Here is a 16,819-nt window from a genome sequence, read left to right on the forward strand (position 1 = left end):
CGCTCTCCTCATGATCGTCATCACCGGTGCTACGGGCACCATCGGCAGTGAAATCGTCCGTCAGCTGGCCGCACGTGGGGTGCGGGTCCGCGCGGTGACGCGGAATCCGGAGCGGGTGCCCGCAGGGGTCGAGGTGGTCCGGGGCGACTACCACGACCCCGACTCGATGGCCACCGCGATGACCGGCGCGGATGCGGCCTTCCTCGTCGGTGTCCTCGGCCCCGACGACGCCGAAACCGATCGCGAGCTGGTCCGCACGGCTCGCGACGCGGGCGTCCGCCGGATCGTCAAACTATCGGCCATCGGCACCGGCGATCCGGAACTCGGCCGCGTCGGCACCTGGCATATGCCCGGTGAGCAGGCGGCCCGAGAAAGCGGTCTCGAATGGACGATCCTGCGTCCGACGAGCTTCGCCTCCAACACGTTGAGCTGGGCCGATCCCATCCGATCCGGCCGGCCCGTGCCGAATCTCACCGGGACCGGCAGCCAGGGCGTCATCGATCCACGTGACGTCGCCGCGGTCGCCGCCGAGACTTTGCTGACACCCGGCCACTCCGGACGCATCTACACCCTCACCGGCCCTGCGCTGCTCACCTGCGCCGACCAGGTCACCACACTGGCGACGATCCTCGGCCACCCACTGGATGTGGTCGAGGTGCCGGAAGACGTTGCGCGCGAACACATGATCTCGTCAGGCATGTCCCCGGAATTCGCCGACGGAGCACTGGCCGGCCAGGCCTATGTCCGCGCCGGCGGCAACGCGACGCTCACCGACGACGTCCACCAAGTCCTGGGCCGCGCACCCCGCAGCTACGCCGAATGGGCCGCCGATCACGCCTCCTTCTTTACGGCTCTCGCGGACCACAGCACTCCCTGATGCGCCACGACGAATGTCCGATTTTCATTTGGACGCGATAACGGACTACAGTTTTGGGCGCACGCCGTTGCGGCCCTCCCGGCCCCCAACGAAGCGCATGCGGATGTAGCGCAGCTGGTAGCGCATCACCTTGCCAAGGTGAGGGTCGCGGGTTCGAATCCCGTCATCCGCTCCACTAAAACGCCAGGTCAGTAGCATGATCTACCCTGGTGTAGACGTGTATGTCACCACCTGTGTCACCACGTCACCATTTGCGGTCACAACTGGCTTCTCAGGGCACCTACCGGCTCTGGAGGCTTCATGCTCACACCCCGCCCGCGACCCCGTAGCAACGGGTCGATCGCTTGGCAGGTTCCGTTCCACTACTACGACGAGACCGGGCGTCGACGGTCGACGTCGGAGACCTTCGACGACTTCGAGGCCGCTGTGCGCTGGTGTGAGCTGGCCGAGGTGGTCGGTGTCGCCGAGGCGCGCCGGATCCGGGAGAGCCAGCTCGGCACTGCGGTCGGGTCCATGACGCTGGTGCAGTGGTTGCGCAAGTACACCGCGCGCCTGACCGGTATCGAGGAACGCACCCGCGCCGGCTACGTCCGCTATATCGACGTCGATATCGAACCGTTCATGGGCTCCTCGCTGCCGATCACGGCGTTCAACCAGGATCTGGACGCGGCGTGGATCGTGCATCTCGAGCAGGACAAGGGCAACGGCGCGAAAACCATTCACAACAAACACGGATTCCTGTCCGCTGGTTTGAACGCGGCGGTGGCCGAACGACCGTCGCCGTTGATCCCCTACAACCCGTGCCTGGGTATTCGGCTGCCGCGCCACGACGCGCCGGAGTTGGACATCTTCGACAACGACGAATGGGAGTTGTTCGAGCAGTTGATGCCGCCGCGGTGGCGTCCGCACGCCGAGTTCAGCCTGGTCTCGATGGCGCGGCCCAGCGAGGTCACCGCCATCCAGATCCGCGACATCGACAAGCGGACCGGCGATGTGCGCATCAACAAGGCGTGGAAGTACCTCGGCGGTGAGATGAAGCTGGGAAAACCGAAGTCCTCGCGCGGCATTCGTACCGTCACGGTTCCGCTGGAAACCCTCGAGCGCTTCGACCTCGACCGCCCGGGGGACGAGTTGCTGGTCCACACCAGCAACGACACCCCGATCAGCGCGGGCTACTTCTACGCCAAAGCGTGGGTGCCCGCCATACGCCGCTTGCGTGCTCTCGCCGACGGCAACCTCGACCCGTTCGGCCCCAACGCCCAATGGAAGGGCGCGGATCCGGGGGATCTGCTGGAGCGCTTCGCCGACGCGATCGCCTCCATGCGCCACAAACGGCTCACCCCGTACACACTGCGCCACACCGGCATCTCCTGGAAGCTCCAGGACGGCGTCCCCTTGTTCGTCGTGTCCCGCGACGCCGGACACAAATCGGTCAACACCACCGATGCCCGCTACGGCCACAACGACCGCCGCGCCAGCGCCGCAGCCGCCCAAATCATCGCCAAACGGCTCCCACGCGCCCGCGCCGCGATGCTGCGCACCGTCGCCTGAACCAGCCACACCCCGAGCACTCCACCTGCCCACCAGGATTCATTTCATCACCGCAGCGTCGGAATGAAATGAAATGGAATGAAACGGAATTCCATGATGCTGAAAGCCGTCACGCCACGCGCCACAACCACCGACACCCCGCCGCGATGCCAGTTCCCCTTGGACAACGGCGGCACATGCGACACCGCTGTCCCGACCAGCGGCAGACCGGGCGCACCGCGCAAATACTGTGACAACCCCGAGCACACCGCGCAGAAAGCCCTGCGCCGCAAGCGCAAAGCCGATGAGGCTGTCAAACGCGTGGAGCAGCGCCCGCTGCGTCCGGTCACCGATGGCACAATCGCGCTCGCCGATCTTGTCGACCGCATCGAACTGACGCGCGCGGAACTGGCAGCCATGCTGGTCGACGCCGGTGAATTGATCGCCGAGGTCACCGACCCCGCGGTCATCGACCGCGAGATCGCCGAGATTCGACGCGACACGACTGTCCGCATCGCCGCCGCCGAACAGGCTCGCGCCGACGCGGAGAAAGCCGCTACGGCCATGGCGCGTCGGCTCGAACGCGCGGTCGAACTCGAGGAGCTGGCCCTGGCCGCCGCCGACGAAGCCGCCGAGGAAGCACAGCAGGCAAAAGACATTGCCGCACAAGCCGCTACCGACGCACAAGAACGCATCGCCGAGGTAGAGGCAGATCGCGACCGGGTATACGAGGAGGCCGAAGCAGTACTGAAGGAAATGCGCGGACACCTCGACGCAGCCCGCGCAGCACAGGCCCACGCAGAGGGCGAACGGGACGCCGCAGTCACCAACGCCGCGATCGCCGTCGACGAGATCGCAACTCTGCGACAGCGACTCGACGACCAGGCCACCGAACACCACCATCAACTCGAACACCGCGATATGGAGTACTCCCGCGCAATCACCGCCGCCCACGCCATGGCCGACCGCGCCGCCCGCGAACACCGCGACCAAGTCAGCGAGATCCTGCGGACATACCGCGGGCAGATCAGTCCGATGCACAACGATCGCCAGGTCGAACAGGACCCGGCTGCTGTCGATATGGTCGGCCTACAACATCGGCCGTCTGCCGAGGACTGAAGATGGACCGGGCACGACGTTTCGCCTTCCACGCTGTGAACTACGACGCCACGGCATGGCGGTGTGCCGAGCGCGGTCCGTCCGATCCTTGCGCGGTTCTGGCCGCCGAAAAGTGGGTGAAACCGCGGTCACTTACAGGCGTCCCGGTAGTGATCACCAAACATCACGGATATGGCGTTGCTCTTGGTCGATCGGCATGTCCCGGAGCGCTGCGGGCGGTTGCGTCACCAACCCCGAACGGCTGACGTTGCCGCGTACATGGCTTGTGTACAGATCCGCGTGCGGAAACATCCTGCCGCGCAGTGTGTCTCGAGAACGTACGGTTGCGAGACACTCGTGAGCGTTGTTCGATGCGGATTCGGCTACCGGGCAGCGTGAGCATGTTCCGGGGCGATGATGTGCGGCTGGTCGTATCGGGTGTTGTCGATGACGATGCCAGCGCGTGACCACGGCTGCGATCGTGCGAAGTACAGACGTTGTCCGTCGACGTATCGGCGCACCGTCTCGTGTGCTGGGTCCGGGTGAGTACCATCGCGTTCGGCCATTCGGGCGACCGTCACGTCGAACGGGACATCGAGGAAAACCGATGTATCCCAGATGTCTGCGAGTTCGTCTCGATGCAGGAACATCCCTTCGACCACCACGATCGCGTTGCGTGGTGCCCGGCGTGCGCTGGGGCGCACGATGGTGTCGGAGTCCGGATCGTAGGAGGCGGTGCGGTACCAGCCGTCACCGCCGGGACGCAGCGGATCGAGTGCATCACGACACAGTGCGCGGTAGTTGTAGGAATCAAGCCAGAAGCCGTGCGGAGATCGCCGGGCCCGTGCATGCCGGACAGCGGACGGGTTGAGGAAGTCATCGGCGTGCAACACGATGACCGGCCGAGTGTGCAGCCGCCGCACGAGTTCCGCGGTGAACGTGGTCTTCCCACTGCCGTCGACTCCGTCGATCGCGACGAGGGTATGCCCGGACGTGGCGCCTTCGGTTATCCGTGTGGTGACCGCTCGGAAGACATCGACCATGGAACAAGTATCGACTCGTGTGCGCCCTGCGGTTCGCTCGACAACCTCGACCCGCCATCGCCATCGCCAGCGCGAGTGCAACAGCGATCCTGCTTCGGAGGCTCGACACTGCCCCCGGCGTCTGCGCCATCGAAATCGCGGAGACACCGCCACTTTCCGCCGCGAGTCACAGGGTTGGTCTCGGAATCTAGTCTGGTTCTTGGCCGTGGCCGGTTCAGGATGCCGTGGGACACCGGCAAGTTCGGCCCGCACTCCGTGGTGGCCTGCGACCGGCGAGGCAGCCGCGCAGCTCACCTGATGCGGCGTTCACACTCCTCGTAAGACGCACCAGAATTGAAGCAGTCGTAGAAGCCACTCTGTATGTCGCCGCTGGTAGGCGGCTCATCACAGAGAACTCCGCACCGCGTATAGCCCGGGGCGTCGGTGCCATCGGGCATGCGGCAGCGGTCGTGGTCGCAGGTGTAGGGCCGATTGTTCGGGTCTCTGGCCATGCTGTGTCGGCTGTAGGACCAAACGTGGGCGTCGGTGCGGTCGACCAGTACGCAGTACACGGTCCGGCCGTTGGCTACATGGGCGACATCACCGCTGTTCTCGCAGTAACTGAGCAATGTGACCAGGCGGCCTGGCGGCGCCGTAGGCGGCGGTGCACTGGAGCCGCTGCCGGATGGAGGGAGTGGTTCGGCTGCTGCAGCAGCCGAACCGATCAACAGCGCTGTCGCGCCGATGGCTCCCGCGATCAGCCGGAGCGCAGTCCGCTGCGGTACCTGACGAGACATCGCTTTTCCTCTTGTTTGGTCGAGATCACGTAGGACTATATCCCCACGGTTGGTGGCGGTGGTGCCGATCGGCAGTGACACTACCGCGCAGCACCACAAGCCTTATCTCGATAACGATCGTTCACGAGACACCCTCGGCCGCAGCAGGTTTCCGCAGGCCAGATCTGTAAAGCTTGCCGTGTACGCGCCAGTGTCAACCTGTCGGGGGTTCGCAATACACTCCGCGCCATGCGTATCGGCTACGGGCGGGTCTCCACCCGCGATCAGCATCCCGAGGCCCAGCACGACGCGCTCACCACGGCCGGCTGTGAACAGATCTTCATCGACAAGGCCTCCGACAAGATCGCCTGACGGCCCGAGCTGTCAAAGGCGCTGCTGGTGGCCAACCGGCTCGAAATGAGACTCTGGCCCAGTGATGCACCTCGGGTTGCGTCACTAATCCGGCAGAAACCGACCGCGACAATCTGCCCATATCTGACGTACCGCAGCTCATCGGGGAGACCACACACCAGATCAACTGGCAACGGACAGATGTGTTGTTGCTGGTGGGCACGGCCTGGAGGCAGGTGCAGGGCAACACCTGGCGGTCTCCTCCAGACCGTGCGGTTCCCTGCTGCGCTGTCGGCTTTCAGCGCGGCAGGGTGCTCATCAGGTGGTGTGCTGGGGAGGAATGCGTCGGCGAGGCCGGCGGCGTGGTCGTCGCTGTTCGGGGTAGTCGGCTTCGTCGGTCGTTTCCGGTGAGGGTGTGCCGGGCGGGCGGGGGAGCCGCTTCGTTGGTTTGCTGGTTTGGTCTATTGCGGCGGTGATGTCGGAGGCGGTGAGGAACCACGTCCGGCCTGCCTTGTGTCCCGGTAGGTTGCCTGTTCTGAGCTGAATGAGGTACCAGCGTCGTGATTTGCCCAGAGCCCGCGCGCCTACTTCGACTGGGTATGTGGGCTCGTGTGGGGGTGATACCTCGTGACCGACTTCGGTGGACGGTTCACTTGGACGACTATCCATCTGCGACAACCTGATTGGATGCCAGGTGAGACCGTCGCAGGTGTGAGGTCGAAGGCGGTCCCTCGGCGTCGGCGAGCGATAGGGGCGGCGCCGCAGCCGATTCTGAGATACCGGAATCTGGCCAGACGCGGGTTAGCGACCTTTGCGTCCGGAAAACGCTTGTTTGCATTGAGTTGTGACCTCGTTACAGGCCGATCCGCGAATCTTCCCCTATGACAATGAAAGCGTGTTGGACGCGGATTCGCCAGTCCGAGTGCGGCGGCCGTTCAGATACGTGCGGTATTGCCTTTCGCGTGCCACGTATTTGGCTGTGCGACAGGGCATTCCGACTCTTCGAACGTCAGCGGGAGGATCAGGCCCTGTGACCTGCGTCGCATACCGCTGGCAAGATTCGGAGGACCGCGGCGAGCTGAGCGGCACCTTGGCCGTCTCGCGCAATTCATGCCGTTCGTTGTCCCGGTTCAGCTCGATCAGGGGACAGTGCTGTCACCTACTCGACAACCTCGATGTGGCTCAGGTCGTTTCGCGTGAGTGGTCGTAGTCGGTTATTTGGTGCTTTTGGTGGAGTAGGCGATTCGTTGCGGTTTTCGATTCGCTCCGCCGCTGCGTTGCATCCGCCAGCGCAAATTCATTGCGGGTGGTTGAAGTTCGGCCGGTCCTGTGCTCGTTTCGGGTGGTGGAGCACGGCCTGGGGGCAGGTGCAGGGCAACACCTGGCGGTCTCCTCCAGGCCGTGCCGTTTCCCTGCGGCGCTGTCGGTTTCGGCGCTGCAGGGTGCTTTCAGGTGTGTTGCTGGGGAGGGATTCTTCGTCGAGGTCGTCGCCGGTGGATAGGGCGGCGTGGCTGGTCTGTCGCGTTTTCTGGTGACGGTCTGTGGGGTGGTCGGGGGATTGGCGTGATTGGTTTGCTGGTTTGCTCGATCGCGGCGGCGATGTCGGAGGTGGTGAGGAACCATGTCCGGCCTGCCTTGTGGCCGGGCAGGTTGCCTGCTCTGAGTTGTGTGAGGTACCACCGTCGTGATTTACCGAGCGCCTGTGCGCCTACCTCGACTGGGTAGGTGGGTTCGTGTGGCGGGGATACCTCGGCGCTGGTGTTGGTCGACTGTTCGCCTGAATGACTATCCATCTGCGGCAACCTGATTCGCCACACGATGGGTGCACGGAACCGGTGTAGTCGTGTGCGCGCGGATATCGGCGAACGGTGCGGGCACCGCTGTGTTCGATGTGACGGGATGGAAGCTGGGGCGGACGCGGATCGGTGATCGGTGCGTCTGGAAACCGCTTGTATGCATGGAGTTATCGCTTCGGTTGTGCCCTGTCTGCGATTCTCCCTATAACCATGAAAGCTGATCGGCTGCGACTTCGCTAGTCCGGAGGCTGTGAGCTGGTCATTTGGGTCGCCGTACTGCGATCACGGGCTTTGCGCCAAATGTTTTGGACGCGGGGGCTTTTCGATGCGCGATCTCGCTTGGGCGCGGGCAGTAGGTGGTCGATGCGGCTTGGTTACAGACCGAGATCGTGGTCAGGCTGCGGATAGTGAGGTTCGACAGGGCTGTCGAAGTAGTCGCAGGAGTCGTCCTCGGGGGCGTTGTGTTGTTGGCGTAGTTGTTGTTCGGCGGCGGTTTGGGTGGGGGTGAGTTGGGTGCGTCGGTGTTGTTCGGATTGCAGTTGGTCGAGTTCTTGCTGATATTCGGCCGTCAGTGTGTCGGCGTAGGTCGGCTCGGATGGTGTGGTGGGTGTTGGCTGGGTTCTCGGCTCGGTGATGGGTTGGGTCAGGATGTGTTCCCAGTTCTCGGCGGACCCGGCGAGTTGGAGCGCGTCTCGTTGGGCGTTGTGTGCGGTGGTGTGCGCGGAGTTTCGGGCGTGGGTGCGGTGCTGTTGTTCGGTTTGGAGGGTTGTGATCTGGGTGTGGAGTGCGCGGCGTTGACCACGCCGGTAGGCCGGTGTGGAGCTGAGTGTGGTTCGGGCGTGGTCGAGTTCGGTGGTGATGGCTTGGAGTGATTGTTCGGCCGCGCGGAGTTCGTTGATGCTGGTCTGCGCGTCGCGGATGGCTTGTTTAGCTGCCTGCTGATGGTGCGCGGCCGCCTCGGCGGCGCGTTCGTCGTCGGGGGCTGGGATGTACGGGTGGTAGATGATTGCGTCGGTTTCGGCGAGGGCGATGTGTAGGTGGAGTTCGTCGATGTGTTGTTCGAGTTCGGCATCGGTGAGCATTCCCAGCGCGTCGAGTGTGGGTTCGGTGGCCGGTTCGACGTCGTGGGTGTGGTCGACGGCTGCGGCAATGTGAGGCTGGGGCGGATCGGTGCTGGCCTGTTCGGTGGTGTGTTCGTCGAGATCTGCGTGCTCGTCGTCGGTCCGGGTTGGTCTATCGCGGTCGGGGATGTTGGGTGTGGGGGTTTGGAGTGCCAGGCGTGACCAGAGTGCGGCGGCGGGCATTTCATCGGGGAGTGGTCGCAGGGACGCGGCGTCGCTGAGGAGCGTTTCGATGTCGATTCCGGCGCGGTCGGCGTGGTCGATTTTGTCGGCGAGGGTCGGCCAGTATGGGTCGTTGGTGATGCGTTCGTCGAGTTGTTTGGCCAGTGGTGACCATCGGTTGACGGGGAGATGGATGTCGCCGATGGCGTCGATGACGCGAGCATCGAGCAGCTGCTGGTGTTCGCGTTCGAGCACGGGATAGCGTGGCGGTCCGGTCGGGCGCAGGTCACGGTCGTCGATGTGTAGGGACGCCCGCCAGACTGCGAGCTCGGCGAGCAGTTGGCGGTCGCTACCGATGAGTGGTCGCGCCCAATGCGGTGCGGTTGTCGAGGACCAGGTAGCGGTGTCGGTGCGGATCTGGTCGGCGAGGTCGGTCACGATCCGCGCTCGGGCGACAGCTGCCCGGCGGCGATGTCGTCGAGTGCGTGAGGTAGTCCGCGTGTCCACGGCAGCGGCCCGACACCACACGAATGTGCGCCGGTTGGATCCAGTCGCCAATCCAGAACTGCGGCAGCATCATCGGCGGTATCGAGTTCCCGGGTCGCGGCGGCGGTGTGCAGCGCGGCGATCGGATCGCGACCGGTCAGTGCGATTGTCGCCAGGTGCTGGCGCAGTATCGGGTAGGTGGGGGTGTCGGTGAGCCCGGTGTGCAATGCTTCCGCGGCGGTGTCGAGCTGAGTGAGTCCGTCTGGGCCGAGGGCGTGTTCGGCGGCGAGGCCGATCGCGTCGATATAGATATCGACCGCGCGGCCGATCCGTCGGTACGGATCGAGTGCGTCCCGTAGTTCGGTGTGCGCGGACTTTTGTGGGCTGTCGCGGCCGAGGATGCGCAGCAGTACCTCCACCGCGGTGCGCGGAAATACTGCTGGTTCGGTGAAGAAAGATCCCTCGCTGGCGTCCAATGTGGTTGGTAGGTAGCAGTGGTTTGCGTGCGCGCCGCGAGTCATCGCGACGTAGAACTGCGCGCGGGATTGGTATCCGGTGAGCGCGACGTGACACGTATCGGCGGTGACGCCTTGCGCGGAATCGATCGTTGTCGCGTACCCGAGTCGCACATGTGCGGTCACATATTGCGGCGGAAGTGTCACCGTATGGCCGAGTTCGCGACGCGAACGCAGGCGCGTGACGGTCAAACTTCCGTCGTCGTGAACGCAGGAAACGATCCACCGGTATCCGTTGCGAACCCAATCACCGTCGGCAAGACGCAGTCGTGGATCGTTGCGGCGGGTGGCGATCGTGTCACCAACCGACGCACACAGGCCGTCGGCCAGTGCGCATTCCGGCCCGACTGGTGTGCTGGTGCGGGCGATGCGATCGGCGCGGGCGCGTTGGTTGAGTTCGCGCACGATGTCGTGGGTGGGGGCCAGCATGATGGTGTCGCGGCCGCTCGAGTGGTCGGCGCTCCATCCGATGTAGGCGTCGTCGTGGGTGGTGGCGTGGCTGCCGGAGTGGATGCGACCGTGGTCGAGATAGAAGCCGAGTGCGGCGGGATCGCCTTCGCGCAGAAGCAGACTGGCGGATGCTTCGGCTGGGGAGGTGAAGCGGACGACGTGGTCGAGGGTGAGGTTGTGGATGTTCGCGGCGTCGTTCATGTCGGTGTAGGCGCCGCCGGCTTCGATCGAGGGCAGTTGCTTCGGGTCACCGAGGCAGCGGATCGTCGCGTTGCGAGACGCCAGGAACTGCAGCAGGCGTAGGCGTTTGAGGTTCCCGACTTTGACGTGTTCGTCGATGATCACCAACGTGTTCTGGTCGATCTGCAATACCCATTGCGGCAGAGACCGGTTCGCTTCGCTGTCCCGGGTCTCGGGGGCGTGGCGTGTGAGGACGTCGAGGAGTTTGTCGATGGTCTCGACGCGTGCGCCGATCGACTCACCCAACACCGAGGCAGCCGCGGCCGTGGGAGCGAGTCCGAGGACGGTGCCACCGCTGGCGTGCCATGCGTCGGTGAGCACACGCATGGCTGTTGTCTTCCCGGAACCGGCGGGTGCGTCGACGGTGCGTACGCGCAGATCTGAGGTGGCGAAGCCCTCGACGACCGCGATCTGACCGGGGTTGAGTGGGCGGTCCGGGTTCGCGCTGTTATAAGCATGGACCGCTTGCGTGACAATAGGTTTCGGCAAATGGCGGCCACCGGGCTGCACCGCCAGGTCGATCAACTGCTGTTCGGCGCTCAATACTTGCGCTGAGGTGTAGATCTGGGAGCCTGCGGTGGTGTAGACGCTGGAGCCGTCGCGACGGACGAACATCATCGGCACCGCGCGTAGTCGCGGTTGATCGGTGATGTCGGGATCACCGCGAGCGATGGCCGATGTCGGTGACAATGCCTGCGCCACTACCGCTTCAGCGACGCGTTCGCAGTCCTCGAGGCGTATCCGGCCGCGGAGTTGGCGTTCGGTTTCGCTGCGGATGTGGTGGCGTTGCCAGGTCGACCGCTGTGCTGAGATCGTCTCGAGAACGTAGTCGGCGGTGCGGGCGATCCATGCGGCATCCGCCACAGGGCGCGCGTGGTGCGGCGGGTGCAGCACAGTGGAGACCATGCGTGCCAACGCTTCCCGGCTGCCCAGCAGGGTGACGGCCTGGGCTCGCCAGTCGGCGCGTTGTTCCGAGAGTGTGCGTAGTTGTTGCTTGTCGGGGCGTGTTTCCAGCGTTGCCCGGTCCATCAAACCGAACAACTCCGTGGGTATGGGTTCGCGTCCACACCGGCGTTGGAATGCTGTGGTGAGCTGCCCGAGCCGCTGAGTGATCTCCGCGTCGCGCTGGGACCAGAACTGGTTCAACCGTTCAGAGACACCGACGATTTCACGGATCGGACGTTTCGACGGATCCACACCGGGACGTTCAGTGAACTCGACACCGACCATTTCTTCGAGATGCATCTCCAAACGGGTGTTGTAGATCTCGGAGACGGTGACGATCGCCTGGTACACCATCGCACCGTCCAGGGTGCGCCAGCGCCCATCGGTGGTGCGGACACGGTTGGCGATCAGCACATGCGTGTGCATGTCAGGATCACCGGCACGGCTTTCCCGATGCGCGAACCGGGCCGCGACCAGGCCATCGACATCCACTTGGCGGACGCCGTTGCGGCCCAGCCGCGTGAACGTTGCGTTGTGCTCCAACCAGTGCACCGCGTCATCTACGGCGGCATGGTGGGCGGCTTCGACCTTCTCCGCGACCTCTCGCGGCGCGATCGCCCATAGCGCCGAGACGCTCTTGACCGGACTGAACGTGACGTCGAAACCGGCCACGGCTGTCGTCTGTGGTCGCGAATTGCGTGCCACCCACCCCGACAATTCACGTGCATCCATGGGTGCGCGTCCGTAGTGTTCGGTGAACATTTTCGTCGCGATTGTGCTGCGAATCTGCGCGCGTTCGTCGTCGGAAATGGCGTCACCGGGGTCCGAACCGCGTGCGATATTGTGTGCTTCGTAGGCTTGCGCGCATCGTTTCCGGAATTCATTGACATCGGAATATACGCGGAAAGGATGCCCCAACCGTGACGCATTATCGGCTGCCCGCTCGGCGTCTTTGAGCTTGGCGCCTTTGTCCATCTCCTCGTTGAACACACGGTCTTCGATCTGGTCGGCGTTCGGGTGACGACCCAACCCGAACAGCGCGTTCATCTGCTCCTCTGTCACCTCCTCGCCGGGCTGAATCCCCAACGCGGCCAAGCCTCCACCGTGCCAGCGTCCCGGTGACTCACCACGTGTCGAGTAGTAGTCGGCCAGGCTGGACCGGCCGCGAGCTGATGCATCATTCGCGGCGACATTGCGGAGGTAGTAGAGGTAGCCGTTTCCAGCGACAACCTTATGAAGTGTCGCGGTCATACCTCCAGGAAGCACGATGTCTGCTATAAAAGCTAGGGTTGAAGTTCGCCTATTTAGTGGCAAATCCACCAAAAGCCCTGGTCGTTATCTAATCGTTATCCTTGATGCAAAAGGTCTGCCTGTTGTAATTGGGTGTGGAGGGGGAATTTGAGGGTGGGTGGATATTGTTCTGTCCAGGTATAGGTTGCGGTGTCCGGGGGTAGTTTGCGGGGGTGGTTGCGGAGTACGGACATGGGTTGCGGATTCTGGGGACATAGGGGCGGTCGGCCCGGAAGACTGCGTGCCCGTGCCGGGCCTGAGTGTGGTCCGCGGCGGCGCGGCGGCGTCGCCGTGGGATCGAGAGTTCGAGATCGCCTATGTCGACGCGGAAGCCGATGAGCGGCGTGTGGCGCTGACCGATGCATGGTCGGTGCCATTCGAGGAGTGCCTGCCGGTGCGCGGGTTCCTCTCCTGCAAAGGGCAGTGCAATCACGTCGGCTGTTGGTGGACGGCGCCGCCCGGAACACTTGTCGGCTACGAGTCGTGGCTGGAGCGGGATCGGCTGGTGCTGCTGGATTTCGATTCGGACGTGATTGGCATTGCGGCTCAGCCGTTCTGGTTGTTCTGGACCACACCGGAGGGCAAGCCACGTTCACACGTGCCGGACTACTACTTCGCCGGGTCGGCCGACGGTGCCGCGCTGGGTGCTGGACTGCCGGCCCGCCCACCGAATCAAGCCGCGGGATGCCGACGTGGTCGCGGTGACTCGCGCCGTGTGTGATGGGCTCGGCTGCTTTGCATCTGCGCACCCGCTCGTCTCTTCGACCCACGATGTGGATCCGTATCCCCGGACCTCGCATCCCCGGCCCGACGAGGTATAGACAGTCGGCGAAGCCCTGAGGGGGCGTCTCGCGTGACCACCACGGTGGATCGCGCGGGACACACCGTGCGTTGGGCCGGGCCGCAGGGGCTTACGGCCCGGTAGGAGCCGGTTCGGTGGCGGGGTAGTAGATCTCACGGCGCAGGCGTTCCAAGTCCGGCGCTGCGGAAGTGGAGGTCTGCGTGTACCGATCGAGCTGATGCGTCCGGAGCAACACGGTCGTCAGGTCCCCATAGATCGACGCGTACTCCTTCCATCGGCCGGACAGGCCGGGAAGCACGCGGAAGAGCGCGGGAAGGTAGCGGGTCACCGCGTCGAGTTGGGTGCGATGCTCGGCCAGTTGGCGCTGCACCTGCTCGACGGCTTCGCGGCGGGTGCAGCCGGTCTCGTGCCGGATCGCCCTGACCAGGTTGTAGGGGACGTGGTCTGCCTCGTCCCGATCCAGTGACACCAGGTCGTTCTCCGCGAAGGTCACCTTGAAGAGCAGTTCCTCGAGACGGCGGAGCACGGGATGGTTGCGCAGCATCGACGGCAGTTCCCGGTCCTGGTACACCTCCAGGCCGGCAATCATGCTGTAGAACGCGCCGGTCGACTTCCGCAGCGGCAGATAGTCGGCCGTAGAGGGGATGTAGCCGTTGATGCGATGGTGCGCTTCGCGTTCGCACGCTTCGCACCACTCCTCGAGGCCGTCGAGGAACCGCTCCTGCCAGCGGGCGCTGCGGCCCTCGCGCGCGCGACCACAAACTCGCCCAGGACGTCGGGATCGCGCCGGGCCGCCACGGTGTCTGCGGGTCCTGGCGCAGCGTTGCCACCAGGCCACGCCGCAGCGCAGTGACGGCTTCCGGGGCGGTCAGTTGCGGATCCTCGAACAGGTCGTCCCACAGAAAGGCCAGCGCGGCGAGGCCGACAGCGGCCTGTCCACGGGCCGCGTCCACTGGGGCCAAGGCCAGCGCTGCCGGGATCCGGAATGCACCTGCCCACCGGGGGTGGTCCAACTCGGCTGGGGTGACCACAAGGCCGGTGTCCAGCAGCCAGCCCCTCAACCATCGCGTGACCTCCTGCGGGAACACATCACGGTGGGCTTGGGGTGACTGCGTCGAAGGCCTGGATGCCGTGGGGCGGGGAGTTCGCCGGTCGAGGATGGACCGGGCGTAGGCGCTCATCGCGTGGCGGGCGGGCGGGTCGACGGGCAGGGCGGCGAGCTGACCGACAGCCTGGTCCATGAATTCATCGGCTCGCGCCCGGGCCTCGTCCACGGCGCCGGAGGCGATGACGAGCTCGCGGGCCCGCGCGGCTTGCTCACCGGTCATTCTGCTGCGCAGCAGGCGGGAAAGTTCCCGGTCGCGGGCAGCGGCGCGGATCACGGGAAGGGTGTAGATGCCCTCGGGCAGATCCGCGTTGACTGGCTTGCCCATTTCTTCGGCGGTCGAGGTCAGATCGAGGATGTCGTCATACAGCTGGTAGGCCATCCCGAACTGGCGGCCGAACCCGGCCAGCGCCTCTTCCTGCTCCTCGGAGCGGCCGGCCTGCATAGCGCCGACCCGGCAGGCCAGCGACAGCAGCGCCGCGGTCTTGCCGTCGATCGACTCCAGGTAGGACTGCTCGCTGCGGGAGACCACATACTGGTCGGCGGCCTCGATCACCATGCCCGCGCACATCTGCTCACTCACGATCGACCCCGCGAGAACTTCGCGTAGGCCGAGTTCGGCCATCAAGCGCACACCCGCGGCCGTCACGCAGTCCCCACCCAACACGGCCATGTGCGAACCCCACACCGCGTTGGCGTTGGGATGGCCTCGACGCTCGTACACGTCATCGATGACGTCATCGTGGTAGAGCGAGCCCAGGTGCAGCAACTCCACGGCGGCGGCGGCGCGCACCGCCCGGTCGTCGGCCGGGGCTGCGGGATCGGTGAGCAGGTAGTACGACAGCAAGGTCAGAGTGGGGCGGACCAGGCGGCGAGTGGTGCCCGGCCCTTCGTCTGTAAGTGCGGTCAGTTCGGGCCTGCCCTCCAGTCGAACGGGTCCGAGAACGTCACGGACGCGGTCCAGGTCCGTGTCCAGATGTGGGAAGACAGCGGAATCGCTTTCATGTGGCACGCGGGCACTCCTGACTGATTACATCGGTCATCTACGACACCGTTGATCAATGGCAATTTGACACCACCCTGGCGTGGAAGATGTTGGTATCGACCGATTTTGATGCCTCCGCAACTCGGGTGATGTCGGTTGGTGAGTGCTGTTGGGGGCGAGTGTCTCCCCGATCGACGTTGCGAGGAACAAGCCGATCAGCCAGGGAGAACGTCCTCCCGAAATGATCTACCCGGTGGTCGCCGAACTAGCATTACGCACCTGAAATCTGTTGTGTAAGTGCATTATTCGGTGGCGGCGAAGACGGGCGGCCGTCCGCACGGCCTCCAGCTCGGCGATCTCGGCCAGCATCGTGTTCAAGCCGACGTTGCTTGAGTTCAACCGGATCGATGCCAGAATCGCCGGACCGTCCTCCAGCTCCGACAGCTCGAAATTCCCACCGAATCCGCAAAGTAGATCCGAACCCGGCGCCCGGCCGCGCTGACGCGCCAATCTTTCGGGCCGCAGGTCAGCCAAGCGCGGCCCGAAAGGTTGGCGCGGACCGGACAGATATTTGGTCTGTTTAGGGATTGGTTGTGGTGTGTGGGGGTAGTTTGCGGTGAGGGGTGCGGAGTTGGGATATACGTTGCGGGTTCTCGGGGCATAGGACGCTGTGGCGGGCTGACTGCGTGGCCGTGCCGAACCTGAGCGTCGTCCGCGGACCAAAGCAACTTCACTTCACACCGGATGCCGACGGGCGCACATCATTCCAGCGTCGTCGAGCCGACCCCGTCAGGCGCCCTTTGTCCAAGCCCAGGCTGTGAGCCGCCATTGCGTCCCCACCTTGCCGAGTGCGACGGTGAAGGTCGAGGCGGTCTGGGTTACTTGCTTGCCCTGTAGATCGACCGTCATGGTGGCGGGAACAACGACGTAGGCGTGGTCACCGGTGACGGCGACGGGTCGTGGTTCGCCGAGAGCAATGTGGTAGCCCGACGCTCCTGTGTGCTCGCCCTCGGTGCACACGTCCCGCCACCAGTCCTCGCTGGCTGTTGGCCCCTGCCAGACATGCGGCGACACCGTCGAGTATCTGCATCGGGTCAGCACACAGAGCCGCCATCGCCTTCGAGTCCGCGTTGTTGAAGGCATCGACGTATTGCAGCACCACAGCCATGGGCGGGTCGAGGGCGATGTCCATGCTGGGGACGGTAACCCGAGTACCCCGCGCCCGGACGAAGGCTGCCATCGTGTCGTTGTTCGTCTTCCCGACCCGG

General features: G+C 64.6%; 10 protein-coding genes, 1 tRNA gene and 1 pseudogene. 6 read left to right on the forward strand and 6 right to left on the reverse strand.

The window, feature by feature from the left end; translation table 11 throughout:
* Positions 1-10 precede the first annotated feature (10 nt).
* From ACIBW7_RS02455 to ACIBW7_RS02470, 4 genes are all read left to right on the forward strand, one after another.
* Complete coding sequence (locus tag ACIBW7_RS02455; protein WP_397043304.1) at positions 11-877, forward strand: SDR family oxidoreductase; 867 nt, start codon at positions 11-13, stop codon at positions 875-877.
* A 99-nt stretch (positions 878-976) separates the two neighbouring features.
* Positions 977-1,052 (forward strand) — tRNA-Gly (locus ACIBW7_RS02460).
* 125 nt (positions 1,053-1,177) lie between these two features.
* Positions 1,178-2,428, forward strand: a complete 1,251-nt coding sequence (locus ACIBW7_RS02465; RefSeq protein ID WP_397043306.1) for a tyrosine-type recombinase/integrase — start codon at positions 1,178-1,180, stop codon at positions 2,426-2,428.
* A 78-nt stretch (positions 2,429-2,506) separates the two neighbouring features.
* Positions 2,507-3,526, forward strand: a complete 1,020-nt coding sequence (locus ACIBW7_RS02470; protein ID WP_397043308.1) for a hypothetical protein — start codon at positions 2,507-2,509, stop codon at positions 3,524-3,526.
* A 362-nt stretch (positions 3,527-3,888) separates the two neighbouring features.
* On the opposite strand, the gene ACIBW7_RS02475 is transcribed toward ACIBW7_RS02470, so the two are convergent.
* The gene (locus ACIBW7_RS02475; protein WP_397043310.1) at positions 3,889-4,548 is read right to left on the reverse strand and encodes a uridine kinase; all 660 of its coding nucleotides are present in this window, start codon (positions 4,546-4,548) and stop codon (positions 3,889-3,891) included.
* A 1,004-nt stretch (positions 4,549-5,552) separates the two neighbouring features.
* On the opposite strand from ACIBW7_RS02475, the gene ACIBW7_RS02480 reads away from it, so the two are divergent.
* A complete protein-coding gene (locus ACIBW7_RS02480; protein ID WP_397043312.1) occupies positions 5,553-5,675 on the forward strand; it encodes a recombinase family protein in 123 nt (40 codons plus the stop codon).
* 2,149 nt (positions 5,676-7,824) lie between these two features.
* Here ACIBW7_RS02480 and ACIBW7_RS02485 read toward each other — a convergent pair.
* Positions 7,825-9,171, reverse strand: a complete 1,347-nt coding sequence (locus ACIBW7_RS02485; protein WP_397043314.1) for a hypothetical protein — start codon at positions 9,169-9,171, stop codon at positions 7,825-7,827.
* Positions 9,168-12,689: a MobF family relaxase gene (gene mobF / locus ACIBW7_RS02490; RefSeq protein ID WP_397043315.1), complete on the reverse strand. Its 3,522-nt coding sequence runs from the start codon at positions 12,687-12,689 to the stop codon at positions 9,168-9,170. The genes ACIBW7_RS02485 and mobF overlap by 4 nt, the downstream gene beginning before the upstream one ends.
* 217 nt (positions 12,690-12,906) lie before the next feature.
* Here mobF and ACIBW7_RS02495 point away from each other — a divergent pair, with 217 nt between their 5' ends.
* Positions 12,907-13,380 carry a TnsA-like heteromeric transposase endonuclease subunit gene (locus ACIBW7_RS02495; RefSeq protein WP_397043317.1) on the forward strand — a complete coding sequence of 158 codons (474 nt, stop codon included), beginning with the start codon at positions 12,907-12,909 and terminating at the stop codon, positions 13,378-13,380.
* A 190-nt stretch (positions 13,381-13,570) separates the two neighbouring features.
* Here the strand turns inward: ACIBW7_RS02495 and ACIBW7_RS02500 are convergent, their stop codons facing one another.
* From ACIBW7_RS02500 to ACIBW7_RS02510, 3 genes and pseudogenes are all read right to left on the reverse strand, one after another.
* On the reverse strand, positions 13,571-14,299 hold the full coding sequence (locus ACIBW7_RS02500) for a terpene synthase family protein (protein ID WP_397043318.1): 729 nt from the start codon (positions 14,297-14,299) through the stop codon (positions 13,571-13,573).
* A 544-nt stretch (positions 14,300-14,843) separates the two neighbouring features.
* Positions 14,844-15,578 (reverse strand): annotated as a pseudogene (locus tag ACIBW7_RS02505) (polyprenyl synthetase family protein); the annotation flags it as partial.
* 762 nt (positions 15,579-16,340) lie between these two features.
* Positions 16,341-16,625 (reverse strand): hypothetical protein, encoded by a 285-nt coding sequence (locus ACIBW7_RS02510; RefSeq protein WP_397043320.1) that lies wholly within the window; start codon positions 16,623-16,625, stop codon positions 16,341-16,343.
* Positions 16,626-16,819: the final 194 nt, after the last annotated feature.

The sequence above is a fragment of the Nocardia sp. NPDC049526 genome, assembly GCF_044465765.1.
Classification (GTDB): Bacteria; Actinomycetota; Actinomycetes; order Mycobacteriales; family Mycobacteriaceae; genus Nocardia.

Excerpts from the sequence above, each read along its gene's own strand:
- ACIBW7_RS02455 (WP_397043304.1), top strand. The coding sequence starts at position 11 with ATGATCGTCATCACCGGTGCTACGGGCACCATCGGCAGTGAAATCGTC.
- ACIBW7_RS02465 (WP_397043306.1), top strand. The coding sequence starts at position 1,178 with ATGCTCACACCCCGCCCGCGACCCCGTAGCAACGGGTCGATCGCTTGG.
- ACIBW7_RS02470 (WP_397043308.1), top strand. The coding sequence starts at position 2,507 with ATGAAACGGAATTCCATGATGCTGAAAGCCGTCACGCCACGCGCCACA.
- ACIBW7_RS02475 (WP_397043310.1), bottom strand. The coding sequence starts at position 4,548 with ATGGTCGATGTCTTCCGAGCGGTCACCACACGGATAACCGAAGGCGCC.
- ACIBW7_RS02480 (WP_397043312.1), top strand. The coding sequence starts at position 5,553 with ATGCGTATCGGCTACGGGCGGGTCTCCACCCGCGATCAGCATCCCGAG.